The sequence below is a fragment of the Lentzea aerocolonigenes genome (assembly GCF_000974445.1).
Taxonomy (GTDB): Bacteria; Actinomycetota; Actinomycetes; order Mycobacteriales; family Pseudonocardiaceae; genus Lentzea; species Lentzea aerocolonigenes.
Genome location: NZ_BBOJ01000014.1, coordinates 400510 through 417253, shown reverse-complemented (window position 1 = coordinate 417253; position 16744 = coordinate 400510). Strand labels below are relative to the sequence as shown.

Here is a 16744-nt window from a genome sequence, read left to right as displayed (position 1 = left end):
CGCCCCGCCGCCTCCGCCGTGGCTAGCGTGCGCCGGTGACCGATCTTGTAACCGACCGCCTGATCCTCCGCCCCTGGTCCGAGCTCGACGTGAAGGCCGTGGTGGAAGAGGCGCGCCAACCGTCGTGGGCCGCCGACTTCCCCTCCGAGGGCGACGCGGTGATCGCCGGCGTGATCGCGAAGAACCCGGACTGGCTCTCGCCGTACGGCCACCGTCTGATCATCGAGCGCTCGACGTCTGAAGTTGTGGGTTCTCTCGGCCTGTTCTGGCCTCCTTCCGAGGGACGGGTGGAGATCGGTTACGGCGTCGTGCCCTCCCGGCAGGGGCGTGGCTACGCGTCGGAGGCGGCCGCCGCCCTGACCGGGTTCGCGCTGTCGCTGGACGACGTGCACACCGTCCACGCCAACGTCGAGCCGTCGAACCCGGCCTCCGCGCGCGTGCTGGAGAAGGCGGGTTTCAGCCGGTGCGCGGCGACCGACGAGCTGGTCAGCTACCAGCGCACCGTCAGCTGACCGGACCGAACTCGCGGTCCAGGACCGCGGGCCAGTCCCATTCCGCCATGCCGCCGTTCACGAGCACGTCGCGCCAGTCGAGCGCGCTCAGTTCGACGGCCTGCCACAACCGCTCCACGCTGCCCTCCGCCATCAGCACGAGGGCGGCGTGCACGCGTTCCACCTCCTGGCTGCCGGACTCGGCCAGGGCGAGCGCGTCCAACGCCTCACCGGCGTCGGCGCCGAAGTCGCGGGCGATGCGCGCGGAGATCCGGTTCGACACGCTCACCGCGGCACGTCCGTTCCCGGTAACAGCCGCAGCTGGCCCGGCTCATCACCCGCGCTGTTGCCGGCCAGACCAAGAACGTTCACCAAGACACCAACTCCAAACCTGTTCCCGCCCGACTGCAGACCAATCCACGCCCAACTCGACCAGACGGCAAAGTCACCACGCCGCATCCCGGTACGCTCATCGGGGCGACATCCGCGACCCGGTCCGGCACCAGCCCGACCCACGCCGGAACCTGACCCGCAACTGGGCACCAACCGAACCCAGCCGCCGCCACAACCCGGACGCACACTCGCACCACAACGCGGCGAACTCACCGCGGCGCCACCCGCGGCCCGTCCGCGTCCGGCAGTGGTCGCGCCTGGTCCAGCACCTCGTCGGTGTACTTGTCCAGCAGCCGCGTGCCGATCTGCTGCGCGTACCCGAAGATCACCGCCCACAGCAGCAGCGCGGCCGCGGACGGGATGCCTATCAGCCCGCTCGTGACCCCTGCGCCGAGAGCCAGAATGCCGACCACCGCCAGTGCCGCGCCGAGCATGATCTTGATCAGGGCCTGGTAGCCGATCATCACGTACGGCGAGAGCGATGGCCGGCGGCGTAAGAGCAGGACCACGGCGGCCAGCACCGCGCCGAACGAGCCGAGGACCTGCACCAGCCACACGTCCACGCCGGACGCCTTCGTGGTGCCACCGGGGCAGACCGTCGGCAGCGCGTTCTCCTTCGGGTCCACGCACAGCGGGATGATGCCCGGCTTCACGATGCCGACCACGCCGAGCACAGTGTTGATCACGAACAGCACCAGCGACGCCGCGATCAGCTTGTTGCGCAAAGCGCGGGAGCCGGCGTGGGCGAAGTCCGAGTTGTCGTAGGCCGCTCGCAGCGCGTCCACCACGATCGCGCGTTCCACGGCGGGCGTGAACTCCCCCGGCCGCAACGCCTCCAGGGCTCGGCGGCGCGGATCGTCGTCGTCGAGGTACTGCGCCACGCGCGCTTGGAGACCGGGCAACCTGCCGAGGAAGCCGCGCTCCGCCGAGATCGTCGCCACCTCGGCCTCGTGCAGCGCGCGCCAGGCCCGTTCGATGTGCCAGCCCGACCACCACGACGGCAGCATGCGCCACCACGGCTCGCGGTCGCTGAGCATCCGGTCCACCACCGCGGCCTGCTCCTCGGCGGTGCGCCGCCACACGTCACCCTCGGGATCGACGGGGTCGGACGGTCCGAGCGCAGCCAGATCCGCGCGGACCCGGTCCAACCGGGACTGCACGACGAGTCGCCAGTCGGTGACTCTGGGTTTGCGCTCAGCCATGTCCCGATGGTGACAGGCACCCCTGACAATTTCGGCAGCCATCCGTGTGACGTGCGAAAACGTCACCAGAACGCCTTATACGCTTGCGCTTATATACGCAGTTAGTTATACAACTACCCGTGGACGTCTTCGAAGCCGTGGCCGAACCGACCCGCCGCCACCTCATCAGTCTGCTGTCCGAACGCGACCACACCGCGGGCGAACTGGTCGACAGCCTGCCGGCCCTCACCCAACCGGCCGTGTCCCGCCACCTGCGCATCCTCAGGGAAGTCGGCCTCGTCGAGGCGCGACCGGACGGCCAGCGCCGCGTCTACGCCCTGAGACCCGATGGCCTGCAACGCATCGACGACTGGATCACCCCGTACCGCCGCTTCTGGCGCGACCACCTCACCGCACTCGAACAGCACCTGGAGAACCAGTGAACGACCTCGGCACCGTGACCACGACCGGCGACCACGCCACCCTCACGTTCGAGCGCAGGCTCAAGTTCCCGATCCAGAAGGTCTGGTCCGCGATCACCGACCCGCAAGAACGCAAAGCCTGGCTCGGCACGACGCACGTCGACGACGGCACCATCGTCATCGAGCCGGAGGACCCGCCCGCTCCAGCGGAAGCGAAAAGAGTCACGGGTCGCATCCTCACCTGGCAGCCGCCGGACAACGGCCACGCGGTCTTCGAACACGAGTGGCGGCAACGGATCGTCGAGGACGGCGTCGTCCGCTACGAGCTCACGGCCGACGGCGACGACACCCTGCTGACGTTCACCCACCGCGGACTGTCCGAACGCAACGCGCTCGGCTTCGTCCCCGGCACGCACGCCTTCCTCGACCGCCTCCAGGCGCACCTGAACGACGAGGAGCCGCCGAACTGGAGCGAGCGCTACGCCGAGGTCGCACCGAACTACCCGGCTTGGCGCTGAACGGTCACGGCAACGCGAGGGCCGCGTCGATCGTCGCGTCCAGGAAGGCGAGGGTGTCGCGGCGGCGGGCCAGCGGGTCGCGGTAGCCGCGACGCCCCTCCGCACCACCGGTGCGCAGGCTCAGGCTCTCGGCGACGATGCGCTGCCAGCGCGGATCGAACGCCGTCAGGGCGTACCGGCCGGCTCCGGTCTTGGAGGTCATCTTCCCGGTGGCGAGAACGTGGTGCAGCCGGCTCACGCCCAGCACCGCCCACACCGGGAACCACGCGCTGAGCCCGATCGCGAGCGACAGAGCGCTGCGCTGCCGCTTCTGCTGCCACCAGGGCCGCCAATAGGTGCGGAGGTTGTCGACCGTGAACGCGCGCAAGGCGTTCAGGTCGGCCCACACGTCGACCGGCTCGGGCCCGCGCACCCGGACGCCGTGCCAGGCCAGCTCGCAGAACGTCACCGGGTTGATCCCGGACCGTCCGGCCGGGACGAAGCGGCCTTCCTGCGCGCAGGGAACGTCGGGGCAGCGGTCCGGCCCGGCAGCGAGGTCGCTCCAGGTGAGCACCGCACCGTCGAAGTGCGGCCGGGGAAACCGGGCCGCGGTGCGGGCGTGCGCCTCGGCCAGCGCCGCCATCTCGCGCGACTCGGGTTCGACCCGGCGGTCGGTCACCGCGACGAAGTCGACGTCGCTGGCGGTGCTGAGCCGCCCCCGGCCGCCGTGCGGCTGGAAGTCCCCGAAGGCCACCGAGCCGACCAGGTAGAAGCCGGTGACCAAGCCCGGCGCCAGCTCGTCCACCGTCGTCAGGAAGAGGTCCACGGTCCGGCCGACCAGGATCGGAAGATCACTGTTGGGCATGCGTTCCAACCTAGCGACCGGGTAGCGAGGGGAGACGCCGCCCAGGGCGGAGCGACGCCTCCCCTCCCGCGGGCTCAGGCGGTCTGCGACGGCTCCACCAGCGCACGGAGCCGGGGAGGCATCCTCTTCTCCAACCCGTACGGTTCGAGGTGAGCCTGCAGCACGCCCGTGAACGCCCGCTCGACCGAAGCGGTGTCCCAGTTGTCGCTCTCCAGGATCGGCTGCTTGAAGTACGGCTGCCCCACGATGTGGAGCTGACGCCCGTTGCAGCGGATGACCTGCCCGGTGATGCCCTCGGAGCGGTCCGAGAGCAGGAACAGCACCAGCGGCGCCACCTTGCCCGGCGTGCGGTCCGCCGGAATCGCGCGCAGGGACCGTTCCGACTTCCACACCATCCGCGTGTGCGCGACCGGGCACACGGCGTTCACGCGGATGCCTTCCGACTCCAGGTCGAGAGCCCACGAGTAGCTCAAGGACGCCACCGCGCCCTTGGTCGCCGAATACGTGGCGAGTTTGCGCTGACCGAAGGAGGCGCCGGAGGAAATGTTGATGATGGAGCCGCCGCCGGACGAACGCATCGCCCTCATCGCGGCGATTCCGACGTAGATGACGCCGAGGACGTTCACCTCGACAACGTGTTTGATCGTCTCTGGGTCGTCTTCCCAGGGCGCGGTCTCGTAGTTCAGTCCCGCGTTGTTCACCAAGCCGTCGACGCGGCCGAATTCGTCGACGCACAGGTCGACGATCTTGGCGGCCTCGCTCGGGTCCGCGACCGTGTGGGTCGAGGCGACGGCACGGCCGCCGTACCCGCGGATGTGCTCCGCGACCCGCTCCGCCAGGTCACCGTCGTTGTCGTTGACCACCACCGAAGCGCCCGCGAGGGCCGCGTGCATCGCGTAGGCCTCGCCGAGACCTCGGCCCGCCCCCGTGATGACGACCGCTTTTCCGTCCAGGATCCCCATTGCACGCTCTCTTTCATCACTCGGCGGCGGCTCCCCGGAACCCCCCTGTGGTCCTGTATCCGCCTTCGACCAGCGTGCTGACCAAACGAAGCCCTGAAGTAGATGTTTCGTTGAGAAGTCGCTGCCGAGCGCCCAATGGCGAACCGAGTTCGGCCCGGCAGATGGTCCCGACTAATCGGCCCTAACCCGAACGAGTGACAAAAACGGGCCGCCTCCCCACGACGCGGGAAGGCGGCCCGGAAAACGAGAATTCAGCGTTCCGTGTAGGTGAGGTTCCTGCCGCTGGACGGGTCGAAGAGCTGGATCTTGTCCGCGTCGAACCAGATGTCCGCCGAGGCTCCCTCCACCGCGCCGGACGCCGACGACAGGCGCGTCACGAGCGAGATGCCGTCACCTGGCACGTCGTCCGACCCAGCGTCCGCCGCGAGCTCCTGCAGCTCGGCCGACGCCGCCTGCTCACCGGTCAGGTTGAAGTAGGCGAACTTGTCCGAGCCCATCGACTCCAGCACGTCCACCGGGGACGTGAACTTGCCGCCGGACGACAGCGCGGCCGCGTCGACCAGTGCCGCGTCCTCGAAGTGCTCGGGGCGGATGCCCATGATCACCTCGCGGGGCGCGTCGGCACCCTCCACCAGCTGCCGCACCCGGTCCGTCAGCGTGCAGTCGCCGAGGACCGACCGCAGCGAGCCGTTCTCCAGCGTCGCCGGCACGAAGTTCATCGACGGCGAGCCGATGAAGCCCGCCACGAAGAGGTTCGCCGGGTGGTCGTAGAGGAACTGAGGCGCGCCGATCTGCTGCACGACCCCGCCGCGCATGACCACGACCCTGTCGCCGAGGGTCATCGCCTCGGTCTGGTCGTGCGTCACGTACACCGTGGTCGTGCCGAGCTGCTTCTGCAGGCGCGACACGGAGGTCCGCATCTGCACGCGCAGCTTGGCGTCCAGGTTGGACAGCGGTTCGTCCATGAGGAACGCCTTGGGGTTGCGCACGATCGCGCGGCCCATCGCCACGCGCTGCCGCTGGCCACCGGACAGGTTGGACGGCTTGCGTTCAAGGTGTTGCGTGAGGTCCAAGATCTCGGCTGCCTCGCGCACCTTCTTCTCGACGGTCGCGTTGTCCACCTTGGCCAGCCGCAACGGGAAGGCCATGTTCTCCTTCACCGTCATGTGCGGGTAGAGCGCGTAGGACTGGAACACCATCGCGATGTCGCGGTCCTTGGGCGCCTTCTCGTTGACGCGCTGCCCGCCGATGCGCAGCTCGCCCTCGGTGATGTCCTCCAGGCCCGCGATCATGTTGAGGGTGGTCGACTTCCCGCAGCCGGACGGTCCGACCAGGATGATGAACTCGCCGTCGGCGATCTCCAGGTTGACCTCCTGCACGGCCAGTGCGCCGTCGGGATACCTCTTGGTCACCTGGTCCAGAACGATTTCTGCCATTGGTCAACTCACCCCTTGACGGCGCCGGAGGTCAGGCCGGCGACGATCCGGCGCTGGAAGAACAACACGAAGAGGATGATCGGGATCGTGATGACCACGGCGGCCGCCGCGATCGACCCGGCCGGGTCCTCGAACTGCGAGCTGCCGGTGAAGAACGACAGCGCCACCGGCACGGTCCGCGACTGCTCGGTCGAGGTGAGCGAGATCGCGAACAGGAAGTCGTTCCAGCAGAAGATGAACACCAGGATCGCCGTCGTGAACACACCCGGCGCGGCCAGCGGCGCGATGACGCGACGGAACGCCTGCCCCGGCGTCGCACCGTCCATCTTGGCCGCCTTCTCGAGCTCCCAGGGGATCTCGCGGAAGAACGCCGACAGGGTGTAGATCGCGAGCGGCAGCGCGAACGTGATGTACGGCAGGATCAGGCCGGGCCACGTGTCGAACAAGCCGAGCGATCGCTCGATCTCGAACAACGGGGACACCAGCGAGACCTGCGGGAACATCGCGATCAGCAGCGAGACGCCGACCAGCAGGTTCTTGCCGGGGAAGTCCAGCCGCGCGATGGCGTAGGCGGCCATCGTGCCGAACACCACGGCGATCGCGGTCGCGATGATCGCGATGCCGATGGAGTTGACCAGCGCCCGCGTGAACTCGGACGTCGAGAAGATGTTCTGGTAGTTCTCCAGGCTCCATTCACGAGGGATGAAGTTGCCGTCCGCCAACGTCTTCGACGACTTGAAGGACAGCGACACGATCCACAGCACCGGGATCAGCGCGTAGATCACGACGACCGTGTTGAGCAGGCCCCAACCGACCTTCTTGCCGGTGGTGTCGGCTCCTCCGATGCCAGCCATCAGCGCTTCCCCCCGTCGTCGCTGCCGGGCGCAGCGGTGCCGAAGAGCTTGATGAAGACGAACGCGATCAGCGCGACCATGAGGAAGATCAGCACCGACATCGTCGATCCGATACCGAGGTTCAAGCCCTTGATGAGGTTGTTGTAGGTCAGCATCGACACCGACGACGTGCCCTGCGAACCCGCGGTGAGCACGAAGAGGTTGTCGAAGATGCGGAACGCGTCCAGCGTGCGGAACAGCAACGCCACCAGGATCGCCGGCTTCATGATCGGCACGGTGATCTTGATGAACCGCTGCCACGCGCTCGCGCCGTCCATCGCGGCGGCTTTGAGCAGGTCGTCCGGCACCAGGGCCAGCCCCGCCATCAGCAACAGGGCCATGAACGGCGTGGTCTTCCAGATCTCCGCGAGACCCACGACCATCAGCGCAGGGATCTTCTCCGTGAGCACGGGCTCGCTGCCCAGTGCCTCGGAGAGGTAGCCGGTGCCGGGCGTCCAGGCGAACCGCCAGGAGAACGCGGCCACGACCGTGACGATGCCGTACGGGATCAGCGACGTCGTCCGCACGATGCCGCGGCCGACGAGCGCCCGGTGCATGATCAGCGCGAGCGCCATGCCCAGCACCAGTTCGACCGCGACGGTGACCACCGTGAGCAGCACTGTCACCCACACCGCGTCCCACCAGTACGGGCTGCTGAGCACGGTGACGTAGTTGTCGAACCAGATCCACTCGGTGCGGTCGGGGAACTTCAGGTCGAACCGCTGCATCGACAACAGGATCGAGTAGAGGATCGGCCAGCCGGTCACCGCGATCATGGTGAGCGCGGCGGGCGCGCAGAGCAGCCAGCCGAGTCTGCGCTCGGCCTTCTTGCCCTCGCTCAGCGCGGCCTTCTTCTTGGGGGCGACGGGTTGCGCGGCGGTCAGGTCGGATGTCCCCGTGTCCTCCGTGGTCGCGTGACTCACGGCAGCACCCCCTTGGAGTCGAGTGCGTTCTGGAGTTCCTCGCGCAACCGGTCCGCCGTCGCCTTCGGGTCGATGCTCGCGGGCGGCGACAGGATCGTGGAGATCACCGTCGAGACGTTCTGGTAGGCGGGCGTGCGCGGCCGCACGCTGGCGCTCTCCAGCGTCTTGAGGATGTCGTCCTTCATCGGGTACGCGTCGACCATCTCGGGCTCGTCGTAGACGGACTTGATGGTCGGCGGCACACCGTCCTTGAGGGCGGCGAGCTTCTGGCTCTCCGCACCGCGCAGGCACAGCACGGCGTCGAAGGCCTCGTCCGGGTGCGTGGTGTAGTTGCTGACGGCGTAGTTGATGCCGCCGACGGTGACCTTCGCGGCGTCACCGCTCACGGTGGGGTACGGCGCCCACTTGAAGTTCTTCGCGAAGTCCGGCTTCTTCTGCGCGGCCGCGTAGACGTACGGCCAGTTCAGTTCGAACGCCGCTTTGCCGGACTCCATGAGGAGGCGTGCGGGATCCTCCGTGGAGTTGGAGAACGACGGGTCGATCGCCTTCGAGGTGGCGAGCTTCTTCAACGCCCCCAACGCTTCCACGGCCTTGTCGTCGACGACGGCCTTGGTGCCGTTCTCGTCGAGGATGGTGCCGCCGTTGGAGTTGACGAGGGTGTTGAACAGCACGACGAGCCCCTCGTACTGCTTGCCCTGTCCCACGATCAGGCCGGGCTTTCCCTGTGCGACCAGGGATTCGGCCATCGAGATCATCTCGTCCCACGTCTTCGGCGGCGTGGGCACGAGGTCCGAGCGGTACCAGAGGAGCTGGACGTTGGTGTTGTCCGGAGCCCCGTACAACTTGCCCTCGTACGTGGCGGTGTCGAGCGGCGTCTGCAGCGTGCCGGTCTCCACCTGCGACTTGACCGAGCCGGTGAACTCCTTGATCCACCCGGCCTTCGCGAGTTCCGCGGTCCACGTGACGTCGAGCGCGAGGACGTCCATGCTGTCGTCCTCGGCGGCGAGTCTGCGCACCATCTGCTCGCGCTGACCGTCCGCCTCACGCGGCAGCTTGTTGTAGACGATGTTGTAACGCCCGCCGGCCTTCGCGTTGCAGCTGTCGACGATGGCCTGGAAGTTCTCCTGGTTGTACTTGTAGACGTTCACGGTGATGCCCTGGCCGCCAGACCCGCACGCCGTGAGCGTTGTCGCCGCGAGCAATGCGGCCCCCGCCCCGACGGCGAGTCGATAGCGCCGTGTCGCACCCATCGGCCCTGCCTCCTTCCCGACTACACGGAGGAGCCAGACCGCCAGCGCCCGGCACCTCGTCGTGCCACCGGCCGCACCGGGCAGACCGGTCAACCGAACCTAGGCCCGGTGATCAGGAGCCGCAACCAAGAGGAGCAACGATTCAGAACCAATCGTTATCGATCGTTGGCCGAACTGAGCGTTTTTCAGGGGTCAGCTGCCGGGGTTGACGGGCCTCATCGCCAGCTTGGCGAGCAGGTCACGCCCCTTCTCGGCCGACTTCGGGTGACAAAGCACGTCGTACCGGCCGGCCACCAGCTGACTGGCCGACTGGAAGTCCCGCTTGCCACGAGCCGACCCGTACCCGACCGCCGCGAAGACCAGCCCGAAGAACACACCGGTGATCAGACCGGTCAGCACGGGCCCGATCGTGACCCCGGGCTCGGTGCTGAAAAGGGTGAGCAGCAGACCGACGAACAACCCGAACCAGGCACCGCTGGCCGCACCGGTCGCCAGAACGCGCCCCCAGGTGAGCTTCCCGGTGATGCGTTCGACGAGCATCAGGTCCACGCCGACGATCATGACGTCCTGCACCGGGAAGTCCTCGACGGCGAGGAAGTCGACGGCACGCTGCGCTTCCTCGTACGTGGCGTACGAGCCGATGGGCCACCCCGTCGGAGGGGTGGGCAGGCGGGGCGGGACACCGGGCCGGTTCGAGCTGGCGAACGGACTCGTCACAGGGACCACCTCTGTCGCGACGCGCTGATCGTTCCATCCTGCCAGTGCCCGGTGCGGCGTGCTCAGACGCCTACGGGTGGTTTGCCGGGTTCAGCGGCGAGGCTCGAACACGACCACGTGTTCGTCATCGCGGTACGGCCGGAAGAACCGCCAGTCCTCCTCCCGCACCGAACCGGTCCTCAACACGTCGATCCGGAAGCCGTGTGAGAGCGAAATGACCAGGTCACCCCATGCAGTGACCTCGACAGACGTCACGACGACCGGCTCGTCGGCCAGGTACGCTCTCAGCTTCCCGGCTCGAACATCGAACCTGGTGGCGCCTTGCACGCCCCAGTCGAAGTCACCGTCACCGGTCCAGCCCGGCCGCGGACGGTAGATGTCGGCGGAGCCGGTGACGAGCTGGTCCTCGTCGAGCACCCGCCACGGGCACTGCACGTGCAGTGCGTACTCGCCCACCTCGCGGGTTTCACCTCGGTGGTCGACCACATCGCGACGCGGGCCGAACTCAAGCCAGACGAGGTCGGCGGCACGCCCGAGAGCGTGCCACCGCTCGCCGATCAGCTTCTCCAAGGACCGGCGCGCTGCCTCGATCACGGACAGCGCGCCTTTCGTCGGGTCTTCACTCATCCGAACAGGGTCTCAACGGTTTCGACGATCTGGTGGTAGGTCAGGCCCTGTCCGGTGATTTCGTCGTGAACCCGCCGCTTCTCCTTGTCGGTCAGCGTTCGGCCGATGCTGCGCTCGCCCGTCCTGATCGCGTCGGCCGCCTGCCTGTTCTGCCTCTGGTTGTCTCCTGGGGTGTTGTAGCCGTCATATTCATCCTCGTCGTCCCACCGCTGCTTCCCCTTCTTCTTCGCAGCACAGTTGTGTACGAGGAGCTGGGACTCGCTGATGTAGTAGTTGTGGAGTCCTTCGACCTCGAAGTTGTAGACGGTGGTGCCCGCCGTGTTCGAGGTGATGGAGCTGATCTCGACGTCAGGGCCGGTCAACGACGTCAGCCGGTCACCGGCCTGCAGCTGACCCGCGTTGACCCATCCCTTGCCGGGAACCCAGAACGGATGTTCCGGCGTGACCTGCACCTGGACACCGCCCGCCACGATGGTCAGCAAAGTGCCCGCCTGCTTGTTGAACAGGCCGACCACCGTGCGCAGCTCGGACTTGCCCGTGATCAGGTTTCGCGCCCAGACGCGGTCACCGACCTCGATCTGCTCGATCGGCTTCGCCCCGCTCTCCGTCGACACGGACGTACCGGCGGGGAAGCAGTTGCAGGTGACGCCCTTCGGGTTCCGGGTGTCCTGCTTCCCGTTGAAACCGGGTTTGAAGGACTCGGGCGAAGCCTTGGTCGCGTACTTGCCGATACCCCAGCGCTGGCCCAGTTCAACGCGGTCGATCCCGCCGCTGTTGCCGCCACCCATCACGGACTCGTTCTCGGTGTAGCCGCGCAACTGGGCGCCGTACGCCCAGTCGAACAGGTCACCGCAGAACTCGCGATCGGAGTCGCACATCGCGAGGATGCGGTTGACGAGATCTTCCTCCGGCGGGTAGTAGGTCGGTTGATCTCGCCGGTAGTTCTTCAACTGGGCATCGATCTTCTTCGCCACCGCGTGAGCCGACGGGGCCTTGTTCAGCTTCGGGTAGACGATGCCGTTGATGTACTGCTCACCCCGGACCCCGGTCATCGCCGTAGTGCCGTTGTTGTAGGTGGCCTTGTCGCCACCACCCAGTTCACTGTCCTTGATGCAGTTCGCGCACCTGTCGACGTAGCCGGGGTCGCCGCGGCAGACGTGGCTGTCGCAGTAGTGCTCGCCGGTCGGGTCGCTGAAGGTGATCGGGCTGTTGTTGCCGTACGCGTACGCGTTCCACTGCTGCGGATCGCCGGCGCTCATGATCGGGTCAGCGGACAGGAACTTGCCGAGCGTCGCGTCGTACTGCCGGGCGCCGATGTGCACCAGCCCGGTGGAGGCGTCGTTGGTACCGCCGACGAACCCTCGTTCACCTGGAATGGCCGACGCAGCGCCACGGGAGCCGCCGAACGGCAGCTGCCTCTTGCGCTGCACCTGCATCGTCGCCTTGTCCACGGAGAGCTGGGTCGTGCCCTGGTAGTCGCCGGCGAGCCACGTGAGCTTGGTCTTTCCCTCGCGCATCGCGACGGTCTTGCCGTTGTGCGTGTAGTACCGCGTCACGGTCGGGGTCGTCGCCCCCTTCGCGAGGCGGACCTCCTGAGCACCGACGTACAACGTGGTCGCATCGGAGGCACGCCGGATCAACCGCGTTCCGTCAGCGTCGTAGAGGAATTCTGAGACGTTCGTACCATCGGTCACCTTGACCACACGGCCTTCGGCGTCCCAGTCGAGCGTCTGGTTCCCTCCAGCCACCTTGCGAGTCGCAGTGTTCCCGGTCTCGTCGTACGTGAACTGGTCGACCTGGTTCACGCCGGGACCTGTCGTGGTCACCGACCCGACCGCGTGCGGCCGCGGTGACCCGGCGGCAGGATAGGTGTAGGTGCGCGTCAGATCGCCCGACGCCGCATGCTGAACCTCCGCCGTCCTGTTTCCTGACGCGTCGTAGGCGTACGAGTGCCAGTACGGCGCCGGTCCCGCGAGGGCCCCCACCGCCGGATCCGCCGTGCAAGTGCCTGAAGGCGTCCACGCGGTGGTCAGCCGACGCAGGTGGTCGTAACGGAAGCACTGCCTGTCCGCCGCCTGGCCCGCGGGAGCGTCGGTGCTCGACAGGATGTTGCCGACGGCGTCGTAGGAGTAGTTGACGTCGGCCTGCATCGGGGACGCCACCTCAGCGTCCACAATGTAGCGGTTCATTCTGCGTGTGTTGTCGTCGTAGTAGTACGACAACCACGTCCGCTTGCCCACCGTGCCCAACTCGAGCCGGTACATCTCGCCCAGACGGGTGTAGAGGGTGCTGTTGACCAACGTGTCCGTGCCGGCACCGCTGAGACCACCGGACGTCTTCACCTGGCGACCGAAGTTGTCGTACTCGTGCAGGACGGTTTCGGAAGCGATACCGGCCGCGGCAACCGCACCGAGCGTCTCACTCGCCACATTGCCGTTGGGCTTGTAGACGTAGCTGGTCTTGTAGATGCCCTTCAACGGACCTTCGGCGGCCGGGATCTCGGTCTCTGTGGACATCGGCTTGTTCAACGACGTGTAAGCCTTGACCCGGTTGACGTACGCCTGGCCGTTCACGTACCGCGTGGCGCTTTCCAGAAGCCCCTTGCCGTACTGGGCGGTGTCGTACTTGGACTCCTGCAACACGGTCGCGCCGGACTTCACCGTCGTGTTGCGCCCCAAAGCGTCATACGCGTAAGTCAGGGTCGTTCCACGGGCGTCCGTGACCGACGCGACGCGGCTTGCTGCGTCGTAGGTCGTCGTGGTCGTTCCCTTGTCGACGTCCTCGGACTTCGTGCGGCGCCCTCGCAGGTCGTAGCTCCAGCGCCAGCTGTTGCCCATCGCGTCGGTCGTGGAGGCGAGCAGACCCGCTCGGGTGTACCCGTACCTGGAGGTCTCGTGGTCACCGGCCGCGGCAGATCCCTTGTACTGCCAGAGTTCCGTCACGAGGCCGCGCGCGTCCGTGATGGTCGTCGTCGGCGTGCCTCCCTGTGGCGGCGTGACGTCGGTCCGGTCTCCTCCGTAGGCGATGGTGGATCGCCACTTCTCCTGGCCGCCGCCCTGGAAGATCGAGTGCTTCGGCCTGCCCGACGCGTCGAACTCACTGCGCGTCAGCCCCGGCACGTCGGACTCGGAGAACATCAGCAGGTTCTTGTCCACCGCCCCTGCGTTGAAGAACGGTTGCGTGGAGCGGACCACACGCCCCTGGGAGTCGTACCTCGTGTCCGCCACCAAGCGGCCACCGTCTGTCGGGGTCTGCACCTGCCTGACCCGGTACAGCCCGTCGTAGACAGTCGTCTGAGCCAGGTAGTTGCCGTTCGCGTTCACCTGGGTGGTGGTCACAGAGGTAGGAGCATCGCGCTGAACGTCGTAGGCGAAAGTCTGGCTGGGACGGTCGGAGAACTCCTCACGGGGCCGGTTCGGGTGCCAGACCTGCGTCGAGCGACCGATCGGGTCGAACGTGGCCTCCGTGGTGTTCCCGTTCGCGTCGACGGACTTGGTCAGCAGACCCCACGCAGGCTCGAACGTCGACGTGGTGACGTGGCCTGCGGCGTCGGTGACCGTGGTTCCGGTCAGCGGGCCTCCTGAAGCCGGGGTGTAGGCGGTACGGGCCGTGTTGCCCAGCGCGTCCGCGACCGCAAGCGGCCGTCCGTAGTCGTCGAAGCTGCTCGTCGACACCGTCTCGAAAACGGGCCCGGAAGCGGGCCGCGCCGACAACACCTCCTGCTTGGTGACCATGCCGGACATCGGTGCCTCGCCGGGTTGACGCCCGTCATAAGCGACCCGTGAACCCACGAGCGCGTCGTCGGGGAACAACGCCTCCGCTCCGCAGTGGACGCCGACCGTCTCGCTCTGCGAGGGGTAGGACCACATCCATTTGGCCTCGTTTTGCGCGTAGGACGTCCTGGTGCACCGGTCGTCCGTCGCCACACCGAGATCGCCGAGATCGTTGGTCCGGACGATCTGGCCGTGGTCGTCGTAGGTGTTCTCGACCTTCGTGATCCGCCACCCTCCCGCGCGGAGTGCGGTGTAGCTGGTCGAAGATCCCGCGCCCACCCAGTACGCCTTGTACGCACCGCGGGTCGAAGTGGGACCGGCCCAGGTCGGCGTCGAGATCGTCTTGGCGAGAACGCTCTCCCCGGTGCCGTCGTGTCCCTGGCTTTCGAACTTGATTCCTTGCAGCCAGTCCGAGTCCTCGCGTCCGCCGCCCTCCGAGTCGGTGACGTTCACGGAGCGGGTGCCGTTGTTCGGCAACCTGTCGCCGTGCATGCCGCGGTAGAAGCGCTCCTCGGTCATCGTGACCGGACCGGCAGCGTCGTTCTCGCTGCCGATGCGGGTGCGCACCCGCCCGTAGCCGCGGAACTCCTTCCAAGTCCTCTTGTCGTCCTTGCTGAACTCCGATGTGTCGTACCGCCAGGCGGCACCGTCCAGGTACTCGTAGCGGACGAGCTGTTCGGCGCTCGCCGCGACGCGGTCGGACGTCGAGACCGACTCGACGACGTACTTGTGGAAGTAGTCCTCGCGCTCCACACCGTTGTCCGGCGTCCACTTCACGGGGTAGCAGCGAAGGGTGTTGGACTCGGGGTTGGTGGGCATCGAGGTGCCCGGCACGCAGTCCGGCTCCGCGTACTTGACCTGCGTGACGCCGCCGGCCTCGGACACCACACCGGTGACGCGGTAGCGGTTCAGCGGACCGATTCCGGTCGGCGTGTCGACGCGGTTCGGCTTCTTGCCGCCTTCGAACGTCACCTCCGGCAGCGGGATCTCACCGCCGACGAGACCGGTGTGCTGGATGCTCTTCAGCCACAGGGCGGCCTGGTAGGCGTCATCGGTCTTGGGGAACTCGTGCTGCAACGTCCAGCGGTCGACGTTCTGGTAGCCGTCACCGCTGCGCACCTGCGTGGTGATCGTCGACAGGCGCTTGGTCGACCAGAACGTCGGGCTGTACTTGTCCTTGCAGGTGGCGGCATCGCAGTTCTCCGACACCGCGGCGTCCGGCCAGTTCTCCTTCTTGGCGAAGGTGCACTCACTGCTCTTGACGCAGCGGTCGGCCAGGCCGAACTCGACACGACCCGCGGCCGGGGCGTTCACGTCGTCGCGCAGGCCGTACTCGATCGACTTCAACGTGCCGGCACGCACGTACGCAACGGCCGTGTCCGTCAGGTTCTTGCCGTACTTGTTGGTCTCGGTGTCGTAGTTGTAGAGGATCACGTTGCCGCGCGGGTCGATGGCCTTGTCGAGGTTCCAGCGCCACGCCCGGTCGCACGAGGACGCCTCGAAAGTGCTTTCGTGGCACGGTTCCCCGGCGTCGTCACCGAACACCGGCACGGTCCAGGTCGACTTCGAGTCGACCCGGGAGCCGAAGAAGTACTGCGTGCCGTCGACCGTCGTGATCTTCCACGACTCGTTGAAGCGATCGCCGTTGCCAGCGGTCGACAGCCGCTCGATGCGGGATCGGTCGTCCTGCTTCATGCGCCAGGCACCGGACTGGTCGTCCTTGATCAGCATGCCGCCCTTGCTGCCGAACGACGCCGTGGCGTTGTCGCTGCGCCAGCAGAGATCGCCGGTCTTGGGCGGTGTCGTACCGCCCTCGGTGTCGGTGGCACAGGCACCGTAGGCGCGTTCGACGTAGCCGGCCGACAGGTCCCAGCCGTCGCCGATCCACGACGGCTGGTTGTTCGTCGCCGACGTCAGACCGTCCACAGCGGACGATCGGTACGACAGGCCCAGTGAGGGGACGAAGCCGCCCGGCGCCGGCGGCACCCGAAGCGGGTACGACCAGCTGAAGTCACCGCTCTGCTTCGACACCTCCCACGACGCCGATGCGGAGAACGGTGTGGCGGCGAAGGAACCACCGCCCGGTGTGCTGCTCGCCGCCGGCTGGTTGCCCGACAGCGCTCGCGACGTTGCCTCGTCGGGGCCGCGGGACGCGAGGGAGCCGTTGGTGACGGGCACGGACTGGACGTCCGGCGCGTTGACCGACGGGCCGGGGGCGGCGATCGCCTGTTGTTCGACGGTCGCGGTGACGGCGGTCAGCGCCAGGCAGACCGCCATCCCTCTCATGAGGGCGCGCTTCAGTTTCATGGTGTTC

Annotated in this window: 14 protein-coding genes; 3 read left to right on the top strand and 11 right to left on the bottom strand. The window is 67.3% G+C overall.

The features are described 5' to 3' along the window. The first annotated feature begins 35 nt into the window (after positions 1 to 35). Positions 36 to 512, top strand: coding sequence for a GNAT family N-acetyltransferase (locus tag AOM45_RS27485; protein WP_030473023.1), 477 nt, complete (start codon positions 36 to 38; stop codon positions 510 to 512). On the opposite strand, the gene AOM45_RS27480 is transcribed toward AOM45_RS27485, so the two are convergent. Beyond that, positions 505 to 780 carry a hypothetical protein gene (locus tag AOM45_RS27480; RefSeq protein WP_030473022.1) on the bottom strand — a complete coding sequence of 92 codons (276 nt, stop codon included), beginning with the start codon at positions 778 to 780 and terminating at the stop codon, positions 505 to 507. The genes AOM45_RS27485 and AOM45_RS27480 overlap by 8 nt on opposite strands. Positions 781 to 1093: 313 nt before the next feature. Next, positions 1094 to 2086, bottom strand: a complete 993-nt coding sequence (locus AOM45_RS27475) for a hypothetical protein (protein WP_030473021.1) — start codon at positions 2084 to 2086, stop codon at positions 1094 to 1096. Between the two features lie 119 nt (positions 2087 to 2205). Here AOM45_RS27475 and AOM45_RS27470 point away from each other — a divergent pair, with 119 nt between their 5' ends. Both AOM45_RS27470 and AOM45_RS27465 read left to right on the top strand, forming a co-directional pair. Then, positions 2206 to 2508, top strand: coding sequence for an ArsR/SmtB family transcription factor (locus AOM45_RS27470; RefSeq protein ID WP_030473020.1), 303 nt, complete (start codon positions 2206 to 2208; stop codon positions 2506 to 2508). Next, positions 2505 to 3005: an SRPBCC family protein gene (locus AOM45_RS27465; RefSeq protein ID WP_030473019.1), complete on the top strand. Its 501-nt coding sequence runs from the start codon at positions 2505 to 2507 to the stop codon at positions 3003 to 3005. Before AOM45_RS27470 ends, AOM45_RS27465 begins: the two co-directional genes overlap by 4 nt. A gap of 4 nt (positions 3006 to 3009) precedes the next feature. Here AOM45_RS27465 and AOM45_RS27460 read toward each other — a convergent pair whose 3' ends face one another. From AOM45_RS27460 to AOM45_RS27420, 9 genes are all read right to left on the bottom strand, one after another. Beyond that, complete coding sequence (locus AOM45_RS27460) at positions 3010 to 3849, bottom strand: aminoglycoside adenylyltransferase domain-containing protein (protein WP_051784648.1); 840 nt, start codon at positions 3847 to 3849, stop codon at positions 3010 to 3012. A 74-nt stretch (positions 3850 to 3923) separates the two neighbouring features. Continuing rightward, positions 3924 to 4811 carry an SDR family NAD(P)-dependent oxidoreductase gene (locus AOM45_RS27455; RefSeq protein ID WP_030473017.1) on the bottom strand — a complete coding sequence of 296 codons (888 nt, stop codon included), beginning with the start codon at positions 4809 to 4811 and terminating at the stop codon, positions 3924 to 3926. Positions 4812 to 5062: 251 nt separating this feature from the next. Next, a complete protein-coding gene (locus AOM45_RS27450; protein ID WP_059362728.1) occupies positions 5063 to 6247 on the bottom strand; it encodes an ABC transporter ATP-binding protein in 1185 nt (394 codons plus the stop codon). An 8-nt stretch (positions 6248 to 6255) separates the two neighbouring features. After that, on the bottom strand, positions 6256 to 7101 hold the full coding sequence (locus AOM45_RS27445) for a carbohydrate ABC transporter permease (protein WP_030473015.1): 846 nt from the start codon (positions 7099 to 7101) through the stop codon (positions 6256 to 6258). After that, positions 7101 to 8063 (bottom strand): carbohydrate ABC transporter permease, encoded by a 963-nt coding sequence (locus AOM45_RS27440; protein ID WP_035913530.1) that lies wholly within the window; start codon positions 8061 to 8063, stop codon positions 7101 to 7103. Before AOM45_RS27440 ends, AOM45_RS27445 begins: the two co-directional genes overlap by 1 nt. After that, entirely contained in the window at positions 8060 to 9313 is a 1254-nt protein-coding gene (locus AOM45_RS27435; RefSeq protein ID WP_030473013.1) for an ABC transporter substrate-binding protein, read from the bottom strand. The genes AOM45_RS27440 and AOM45_RS27435 overlap by 4 nt, the downstream gene beginning before the upstream one ends. 192 nt (positions 9314 to 9505) lie before the next feature. Continuing rightward, on the bottom strand, positions 9506 to 10039 hold the full coding sequence (locus AOM45_RS27430) for a YflT domain-containing protein (RefSeq protein WP_156094383.1): 534 nt from the start codon (positions 10037 to 10039) through the stop codon (positions 9506 to 9508). A gap of 81 nt (positions 10040 to 10120) precedes the next feature. Continuing rightward, positions 10121 to 10657: a hypothetical protein gene (locus AOM45_RS27425; protein ID WP_030473011.1), complete on the bottom strand. Its 537-nt coding sequence runs from the start codon at positions 10655 to 10657 to the stop codon at positions 10121 to 10123. After that, on the bottom strand, positions 10654 to 16737 hold the full coding sequence (locus AOM45_RS27420) for an RHS repeat-associated core domain-containing protein (RefSeq protein WP_081902722.1): 6084 nt from the start codon (positions 16735 to 16737) through the stop codon (positions 10654 to 10656). The genes AOM45_RS27425 and AOM45_RS27420 overlap by 4 nt, the downstream gene beginning before the upstream one ends. Positions 16738 to 16744: the final 7 nt, after the last annotated feature.